This is a genomic window from Streptomyces sp. NPDC002138, assembly GCF_040296485.1.
In the GTDB taxonomy this organism is placed as follows: domain Bacteria; phylum Actinomycetota; class Actinomycetes; order Streptomycetales; family Streptomycetaceae; genus Streptomyces.
The window spans coordinates 1-8,339 of the sequence record NZ_JBEOXE010000130.1 but is presented as its reverse complement, the minus strand read 5'-3'; the positions used below and the strand labels follow the sequence as shown (position 1 = coordinate 8,339).

Here is an 8,339-nt window from a genome sequence, read left to right as displayed (position 1 = left end):
CCCGACAGTTCTTGGCTTTTCGTGTCGAGTCGTGCTGTCAAGGGTGGCCGCAGGCCATCGCGCAGCGACGCGACCGCAGGGAGCGCCCTTGACAGGGCGGCTCGGCACGAAGAGACAGTTGAACTGACGGGCAGCCCCCGGGCACCTCCCCGACCCCGGACGCTCGAAGCCCTGGCCCCTGCGGCGAAGCCGCACCCGGCGCAGCCGGGCCCCTACTCCCCCTACTCCTCCGGCGGGAACACCACCTCCCCGCTGCCCGCCAGGGTGATCGTGATCGCCTCGACCGGGCAGCCCTCGGCCGCCGTCAGGACCGGTTCGCTGGCGTCCGTATCCGCGTCGCGCGGGTGGGACTGGCGGGCCGAGTCCAGAGTGAAGCCCGTCGGAGCGTGGTTCACGCACATGCCCGAACCGATGCAGACCCCCCGGTCGACCTCGACGTGCCAGCGGTCACCCATCACTCACCACCGTCAGACGCACCGTTGGAGGCACCGTTGGAGGCACCGTTGGAGGCACCATCCGCACCCGCACCCGCACCCACACCCGCACCCGCACCCGCACCCGGCCGCTGGTAGCCCCCCGGCAGGCAGATCATCTTCGCCTCGAGGTACTCGCTCAGGCCCTCGGGACCGAACTCGCGGCCGAGGCCGCTGTTCTTGTAGCCGCCGAAGGGGCCCAGCATGTCCAGGCTGAAGGTGTTCACGTTGAAGACGCCGGTGCGGATCTGCCGTCCGAAGTCGATACCGTGCTCCACGTCCCCGGTCCACACGCTGCCGCTCAGCCCGAACTCCGAGTCATTGGCGACCCGGACGGCCTCGGCCTCGTCCCCGTACGGGATCAGGCAGACGACCGGCCCGAAGATCTCCTCGCGCGCGATCCGCATCGAGTTGTCGACGTCCCCGAAGAGCGTCGGCTCGACGTACCAGCCCCGGTCCATGCCCGCCGGCCGGCCACCACCGGTGAGGATCTTGGCGCCCTCCTCCTGACCCAGCTTGATGTAGTCGAGGGAGCGCTGCTGCTGCCGCTTGGCCACCAGCGGCCCGAGCTGCGTCGCCGGGTCCAGGGGGTCGCCGACCACCAGGGCTCCGGCCGCCGCCGCGAGCGCCTCGGCGATCTCGTCGTAGCGGCTGCGCGGGGCCAGTACGCGGGTCTGGGCCACGCACGCCTGTCCGTTGTTCATCCAGGCGGCGGGCACGATCCCGGCGATGGTGCTCTCCAGGTCGGCGTCCGGCAGGATCACGGCGGCGGACTTGCCGCCGAGTTCCAGGGTGACCCGGGTGAGGTTGCGGGCGGCGACCTCCATGACGCGCTTGCCGGCCGCGACGGAGCCGGTGAAGGCGACCTTGTCGATCCCCGGATGCCCGACCAGGTACTCGCTGACCTCGCGGTCGGCGGGCAGGATCGACAGCACACCGGCGGGCAGCCCGGCCTCCCGGGCGATGTCGGCGAGGATGTAGGAGTCGAGCGGCGCTTCCGGTGACGGCTTGAGGATCACGGTGCAGCCGCTCAGCAGTGCGGGCGCCAGCTTCGCGGCGGCGACGAACTGCGGGACGTTCCAGGGGATGACGGCCGCGACCACGCCCACCGGCTCGCGCCGGACCATGATCGGGCTGAGCGCCCCCTGGCGGTGCTCCTCGTACGGGAAGGCGCGGGCGACCGTGATGGCGGCGTCGTAGACCATCATCGGGCCGAGCGCCTGGGCGAGAACGCTCCAGGAGTACGGCGACCCGTTCTGCGAGCTGATCGAGCGGGCGATCTCCTCGTGCCGCACGGCGATCGCGTCCTTGATCCGCGCGACGACCTCGATCCGCTCGTCCAGGGACATCCGGGGCCAGGGGCCCTCGTCGAAGGCCTTGCGCGCGACGGCGACAGCGCGGTCGACATCCGCCCGGGAAGCGTGCGGTACGCGGCCGATGACCTGCTCGGTGTGGGGCGAGACGATGGCGATGGTGTCGCTGCCCAGCGGGTCGGTCCACTCGCCGCCGATGAACAGCTTTCCGTGTTCCACGAGCTCGGTCATGGCTGATGCCTCCTGCGGTTCAGAACCGGATGCCAGAACTGATACCAGTTCTAGTTCCAGGAGTCCACGGCGCAGACAGAACACCGCTTGCAGAGCGCGGAGAGATCGGTAACGGACCCGACGACTGGTCAGGAAGCCGCGCAGATGGTCGACTTGGGCTACTACTGGAACAAGTTCTCGTGAGTGAGTCTGGGGGCCACCTCATGTCGGCAGCGGCAGCAGCATCGGCAGCGGCTACGGAACCGCCCGGCGTCACCGATCACGGCGGTGGCGTCTGGGGCATCAAGGTGCCCATCCCCGACAACCCGCTCGGCCACACCCTCGTCCACGTCCTGGAGACCGGTCGCGGTCCGGTGCTGATCGACACCGGCTGGGACGACCCCGCCTCCTGGGACACCCTCGTCTCCGGGCTCGGCGCACTCGGCATCCCCGTCGCCGACGTCCACGGCGTGGTCATCACCCACCACCACCCCGACCACCACGGCCTGTCCGGCCAGGTGCGCGAGGCCTCCGGCGCCTGGATCGCGATGCACGCCGCCGACACCGAGGTCGTCACCCGGACCCGCGGCTCCGATCCGGGCGTCTGGCTCGACTACATGAGCGGGAAGCTGCTCGCCGCGGGCGCCCCCGACGAGCACATCGCCCCGCTGCGCGCCGCCCGCGAGAGCGGCCGCATGCGCACCCTGCCCGGCATGCGCGCGGCGGTCCCGGACCGCGAGATCGCCCCCGGCGAGCTGCTCCCGCTGGCCGGGCGCCGGCTCCGGGCCATCTGGACCCCCGGCCACACCCCGGGCCACGTCTGCCTGCACCTGGAGGAGGAGCACCCCGCCCACCTCCCCGGGAACGGCCGTCTCTTCTCCGGCGACCACCTGCTGCCCGGGATCTCCCCGCACATCGGCCTGTACGAGGCCCCCGAGGACCTCATGGCCACCGACCCCCTCGGCGACTACCTCGACTCCCTGGAGCGCATCGGCCGCCTCGGCCCGGCCGAAGTGCTCCCGGCCCACCAGCACGCCTTCACCGACGCCCCGGCCCGGGTCCGCGAGCTGCTGGACCACCACGAGGAACGCCTGGTCGGCCTGTGGGAGCTGCTCGCGCGGCCGTTGACCCCCTGGGAGCTGGCCGAGCGGATGGAGTGGAACCGCCCTTGGGCGCAGATCCCGTACGGCTCCCGCAACATCGCCGTGTCGGAGGCGGAGGCGCACCTGCGGCGGCTGGTGAAGCAGGGCCGCGCCGAGGCCGTCCCGGGCAGCGAACCGGTGACGTACCGGGCCCTGTAGCGCGAAGTGGCAGAGGGAAGCAGAGGGGAGCGGAGGGAAGTGGAGGGAAGTGGAAGAGGCGGGACGGGGCGTGGAAGGGGCGGAACCGGCAGTGGCCGGTAAGGGGTGCTCCGGGCTGCCGCCCCCCGGGGGGAGGGGCGCGGGCCGGTAGAGTGGCCGGGTCGTCAACACTTCCGTACGGGGGGAAGCCGGTGGGAATCCGGCGCTGACCCGCAACCGTGTCCCGCCTCCGGCAGCGCCGGGCGGGGAGCCGGATTGCCCCGTGGCGGAGGTGCGCGGCTCGCGCCGCCGGGTCCTTCCGGTGGCCGGCACCGTCGAGGTAAACGGAGCCGGAGCCCGGTACTCCGCGTGCCTGCCTCCCGTTCCCCAGCAGGAGAGGCACCCGCCCCACCATGAACGTCCGCCACAGCGCCGCCGCGCTCGCCGCCTCCGCCGTGCTCTGCGTGGGCGCCGCTCCCGCCGCCCTCGCCGCCCCCTCGCCCTCACCGGCTCCCGTGATCCCCTCCGGGATGTTCGGCACGATGGACCCGACGTACGACGGCGTCTGGCGCCAGTCCTTCGCCCTGCTCGCGCAGCAAACGGCCGGGGTGCGGCCCGCGCCGCAGGCCGTCGAGTGGCTGGCCGGCCAGCAGTGCGCGGACGGCGCGTTCGCCGCGTTCCGCGCGGACTCCGGCGCGGCCTGCGACGCGAAGACGATGCTCGACACGAACGCCACCGCCATCGCGGTGCAGGCGCTCAAGGCACTGGGCGGCCACGACGCGGCCGTCAAGAAGGGTGCCGCCTGGCTGAAGTCCGTACAGAACGAGGACGGCGGCTGGGCCTACAACCCGGGCAGCCCGAGCGAGGGCAGCTCGACCTCCGTCGTGATCAGCGCGCTGGCCGCGGCCGGGGAGAACCCGGCCGAGGTGAAGTCGAAGGCGGGGAAGTCGGCGTACGACGGCCTCCTCTCCTTCCAGCTGGACTGCGCGGCCGAGCCCGCGGCCGACCGCGGCGCCTTCGGGTACCAGCCGCAGGACGGCAAGCTCCCCGCGAACGCGGACGCTTCGGCCGCCGCGGTGCTCGCCGCGCTCGGCAAGGGCCCGGTCGTGACCCCGGCCGCCACGGACACTCCCGCCGCGCCGCTGGCGTGCCCGGCGGGCGCCAAGGACCCGGCGGGCGCCGCCCAGGGCGCGGCCGGTTACCTGGCCGAGGCCCTCAAGAAGGACGGTCACCTGACCGCGAAGACCCCGGGCGCCGAGACGGTGACCGCGGACGTCGGCAACACCGCGGACGCGGTGATCGCGCTGGCCGCCGCCGGGCACAAGCAGTCCGCCGCGGGCGGGCTGGAGTGGCTCAAGGGCAACGCGGCCGAGTGGTCCAAGGGGAACCCGGCCGCTCTCGCCACGCTGATCCTGACCGCGCATGCGACCGGCGCCGACCCGAAGGCGTTCGGCGGCGCCGACCTGGTGGCCGCGCTGAACGCGACCGGTCCGGCCGACGCCGCGACGGCCCGGCCGAAGGAGTCCGCCTCGGCGTCCTCGGACTCCTCCGGCTCCTCGGACGGGAACGTCTGGTGGATCATCGGTGCGGGCGCCGCGGCCGGTGTGGGCATTGGCATCCTGCTGAGCGGCCGTCGCAAGAAGCAGCAGCAGCTGTGATCCGCCGTTGCCCCGTACCGCCGGCGTCGGCGTCGGCATCGGCGGTGTCACGGCCGCTGTCGTCGCCGCTGTCGTTGCCGGTGGCCCTCGCGGTCGCCCTCGGCCTGGTGCTGACGCTGCTGGGCGCCGGGCCCGCGCTGGCGGCCGGTTACCGGTACTGGTCCTTCTGGGACGGTACGGGCGGCTCGTGGACGTACGCCACCCAGGGCGCCTCGCTGATCCGGCCCAAGGACGGCTCGGTCCAGGGGTTCCGCTTCGCGGTCAGCCAGGACGCGGCCGACCAGTCGGCGAAGCCGCGGGCCGCCGCCGACTTCGGGGCGATCTGCTCGGCCACTCCAGCGGTCGAGGGCCGCAAGCGGGTGGCCCTGGTCGTCGACTTCGGCGTCCCGGCGGACGCCCCGTCCGGGGAGACCCCGCCGCAGGACGCCCCGCGCACGGCGTGCGCGGTCGTGGCCCCGGACGCGACGGCCGCCGACGCGCTGGCGGAGGTGGCGAAGCCGCTGCGGTACAACAGCGCGGCGCTGCTGTGCGCGATCTCCGGCTACCCGAAGCAGGGCTGCGGCGATCAGGTCGGCGCGGCTGAACCGAAGCCGTCGGCCTCCGCTTCCGCTTCCGCTTCCGCCGCCGCCGCTGCCGCTCCCGAGGGCGAAGGCGGCCCCTCCGTCGGTCTCCTCGCCGGCGTCGCGGCCGTGATCGCGCTGGCCGGAGCCGCCGTCTGGCAGTCCCGCCGCCGTCGCGCCCGGTGACCCACCCCTCCGGCCCCGCCGCTCCGCTCCCGTCGGACCTCGCCGGGACCCGCCCGGGCGGGGCTCCCGCCACGGCGTACGTTCGCCCCCGGCGGCGGGACCGGTGGGAGGCGCCGGTCGCCGGGCGGCGGAACGCCCTGCACGCCGGGGCGTGGTGGCTCTGGGCGCTCGGTCTGGCCACGGCGGCGTCCCGAACGTCCAATCCGCTGCTGCTCGGGCTGATCGTCGGGGTCGCGGGGTACGTGGTCGCGGCCCGGCGGACCGCCGCCCCGTGGGCCCGGTCCTACGGCGCCTTCGTCAAGCTCGGCCTGGTCGTGATCGGCCTGCGCCTGGTCTTCTCCGTACTCCTGGGCTCCCCCATCCCCGGCTCGCACGTCCTCTTCACGCTTCCCGAGGTGCCGTTGCCCGGCTGGGCGCAGGGTGTCCGGTTCGGCGGGAAGGTCACCGCCGAGCAGCTGGTCTTCGCCTTCTACGACGGTGCCAAGCTCGCCGCCCTCCTCATCTGCGTCGGCGCCGCGAACGCCCTCGCCAATCCGGCGCGGCTGCTGAAGTCCCTGCCCGCGGCGCTGTACGAGGCGGGCGTCGCCATCGTCGTCGCCATGACCTTCGCGCCGAACATGGTCGCCGACGTGGTGCGGCTGCGGACCGCCCGCCGCCTGCGCGGCCGGCCCACGGGCGGGGTGAAGGCGATCCTCCAGATCGGGCTGCCGGTCCTGGAAGGCGCGCTGGAACGCTCCGTGGCCGTGGCCGCGTCGATGGACGCGCGCGGGTACGGGCGTACCGCCGAGGTCGCGCCCGCCGTCCGGCACACCACCAACGTCCTCACCCTCGGCGGGCTCCTCGGCATCTGCGCCGGTACGTACGGACTGCTCGCCGCCGAGGGCGCCGCCTACGGTCTGCCCGTGCTCCTCATCGGCCTCGCGCTCGCCCTCGGCGGCCTCCGGCTGGGCGGGCGGCGCAGTGTCCGTACCCGCTACCGGCCGGACCGATGGGGCGTGCGTGCCTGGCTGGTGGCCGGGTCGGGTGCGGCCGTCGCGGCGCTGATGATCCACGCCGGGTCCCTCGATCCCGAGGGGCTGCGGCCCGGTGTGGTGCCGCTGGTCGCGCCGGGCCTGCCGTTGTGGCCCGCGGCGGCGGTGCTGATCGGGCTGCTCCCCGCCGTGGTGGCCCCCGTCCCCCCGAAGGAGGGCTAGACATGATCCACTTCGAACAGGTGTCCGTCACCTATGACGGCCAGCGCGAGCCCACGCTCCGGAACGCGGACTTCACCGTCCCCGAGGGGGAGCTGACGCTCCTCGTCGGGCCGTCGGGAGTCGGTAAATCGACATTGCTGGGGGCCGTGTCGGGGCTGGTCCCGCACTTCACCGGGGGCACGCTGCGGGGGCGGGTCACGGTCGCGGGGCGGGACACCCGTACGCACAAGCCGCGCGAGCTGGCCGATGTCGTCGGCACGGTCGGCCAGGACCCGCTCGCGCACTTCGTCACGGACGTCGTCGAGGACGAGCTGGCCTACGGGATGGAGTCCCTGGGCCTGTCACCTGCGGTGATGCGGCGGCGGGTGGAGGAGACCCTGGACCTGCTGGGCCTGAACGAGCTCCGCGACCGGCCGATCGCCACGCTGTCCGGGGGGCAGCAGCAGCGGGTCGCGATCGGCTCGGTCCTGACCCCGCACCCTAAGGTGCTCGTGCTGGACGAGCCGACGTCCGCGCTCGATCCGGGGGCGGCCGAGGAGGTTCTGGCGGTGCTGCAGCGGTTGGTCCACGACCTCGGGACGACGGTGCTGATGGCGGAGCACCGGCTGGAGCGGGTGGTCCAGTACGCCGACCAGGTCCTCCTCCTTTCCTCCCCGGGCGCACCCCCCGTCCTGGGCTCCCCGGCCGAGATGATGGCCCTCTCCCCGGTCCACCCCCCGGTGGTGGCCCTGGGCCGCCTGGCCGCCTGGACCCCCCTCCCCCTCTCCATCCGCACCGCCCGCCACAAAGCCCCCACCCTCCTCACCCGCCTCCCATCACCCCCACCCCCGAGCACGCCCCTGCGGCCAACCCGGGGCGCGGGCCCGGAGGCATCCCTGGGCGTGGGCCTGGGCACGGCCTTGTCGCCGACCCCGCCCCCGAGCACGACCCTGCGGCCGACCCGGGGCGCGGGCCCGGACGCAGCCCTGGGCGCGGGCTTGTCGCCGACCCCGGCCCGGAGCACGACCCTGCGGCCGACCCGGGGCGCGGGCCCGGAGGCAGCCCGGGGCGCGGGCCCGGACGCAGCCCGGGGCGCGGGCCCGGACGCAGCCCTGGGCGCGGGCTTGTCGCCGACCCCCGCCACGGACGCGACCTCCCCGTCCGCCGAGGCTGCCCCTGCCTCCGGCGGGCCCTCAAACGCCGGGCAGGCTGAATTCGCCCCCCGGGCGACCTCAGCTCCCACGTCCACCGCGGCCGACATCGCCTCCGGCGGGCCCTCAAACGCCGGGCAGGCTGGATTTGCCCTCCGGGCAACCTCAGCCGCCCCCACTGACGCCCTGCCAGCGACATCAACCCCGCCGATCCCAGCCCCGCCGGCCATCCCAGCCCCGCCGGCGTTTGAGGCGCCGCCGGAGGCAACCCCAACCACACCCCCCCCCCCACCCGGCCCCCCCCCCCCCCCCGGCCCGCGCGCGGGGGGGGGGGGA

At 74.4% G+C, this 8,339-nt stretch carries 7 protein-coding genes; 5 read left to right on the top strand and 2 right to left on the bottom strand.

Annotation, left to right across the window (positions count from 1 at the left end; translation table 11 throughout):
- Nucleotides 1-221 precede the first annotated feature (221 nt).
- Both ABT084_RS37350 and ABT084_RS37345 read right to left on the bottom strand, forming a co-directional pair.
- Nucleotides 222-455, bottom strand: a complete 234-nt coding sequence (locus ABT084_RS37350; RefSeq protein WP_351054141.1) for a ferredoxin — start codon at nucleotides 453-455, stop codon at nucleotides 222-224.
- Nucleotides 455-2,017 (bottom strand): aldehyde dehydrogenase, encoded by a 1,563-nt coding sequence (locus ABT084_RS37345; RefSeq protein ID WP_351054139.1) that lies wholly within the window; start codon nucleotides 2,015-2,017, stop codon nucleotides 455-457. The genes ABT084_RS37350 and ABT084_RS37345 overlap by 1 nt, the downstream gene beginning before the upstream one ends.
- A gap of 203 nt (nucleotides 2,018-2,220) precedes the next feature.
- Between ABT084_RS37345 and ABT084_RS37340 the strand changes: the two genes are divergently transcribed.
- The 5 genes from ABT084_RS37340 to ABT084_RS37320 form a co-directional block, all read left to right on the top strand.
- Nucleotides 2,221-3,297, top strand: a complete 1,077-nt coding sequence (locus ABT084_RS37340; protein ID WP_351054146.1) for a Strvi_7410 family MBL fold metallo-hydrolase — start codon at nucleotides 2,221-2,223, stop codon at nucleotides 3,295-3,297.
- A 392-nt stretch (nucleotides 3,298-3,689) separates the two neighbouring features.
- Nucleotides 3,690-4,934: an SCO2321 family membrane protein gene (locus ABT084_RS37335; protein ID WP_351054137.1), complete on the top strand. Its 1,245-nt coding sequence runs from the start codon at nucleotides 3,690-3,692 to the stop codon at nucleotides 4,932-4,934.
- Between the two features lie 44 nt (nucleotides 4,935-4,978).
- Nucleotides 4,979-5,680 (top strand): SCO2322 family protein, encoded by a 702-nt coding sequence (locus tag ABT084_RS37330; protein ID WP_502969295.1) that lies wholly within the window; start codon nucleotides 4,979-4,981, stop codon nucleotides 5,678-5,680.
- Complete coding sequence (locus ABT084_RS37325) at nucleotides 5,677-6,873, top strand: energy-coupling factor transporter transmembrane component T (RefSeq protein WP_351054135.1); 1,197 nt, start codon at nucleotides 5,677-5,679, stop codon at nucleotides 6,871-6,873. Before ABT084_RS37330 ends, ABT084_RS37325 begins: the two co-directional genes overlap by 4 nt.
- Nucleotides 6,874-6,875: 2 nt before the next feature.
- Nucleotides 6,876-8,339, top strand: a 1,464-nt coding sequence (locus ABT084_RS37320) for an ATP-binding cassette domain-containing protein (RefSeq protein WP_351054132.1), incomplete at its 3' end; no start/stop codon positions are given.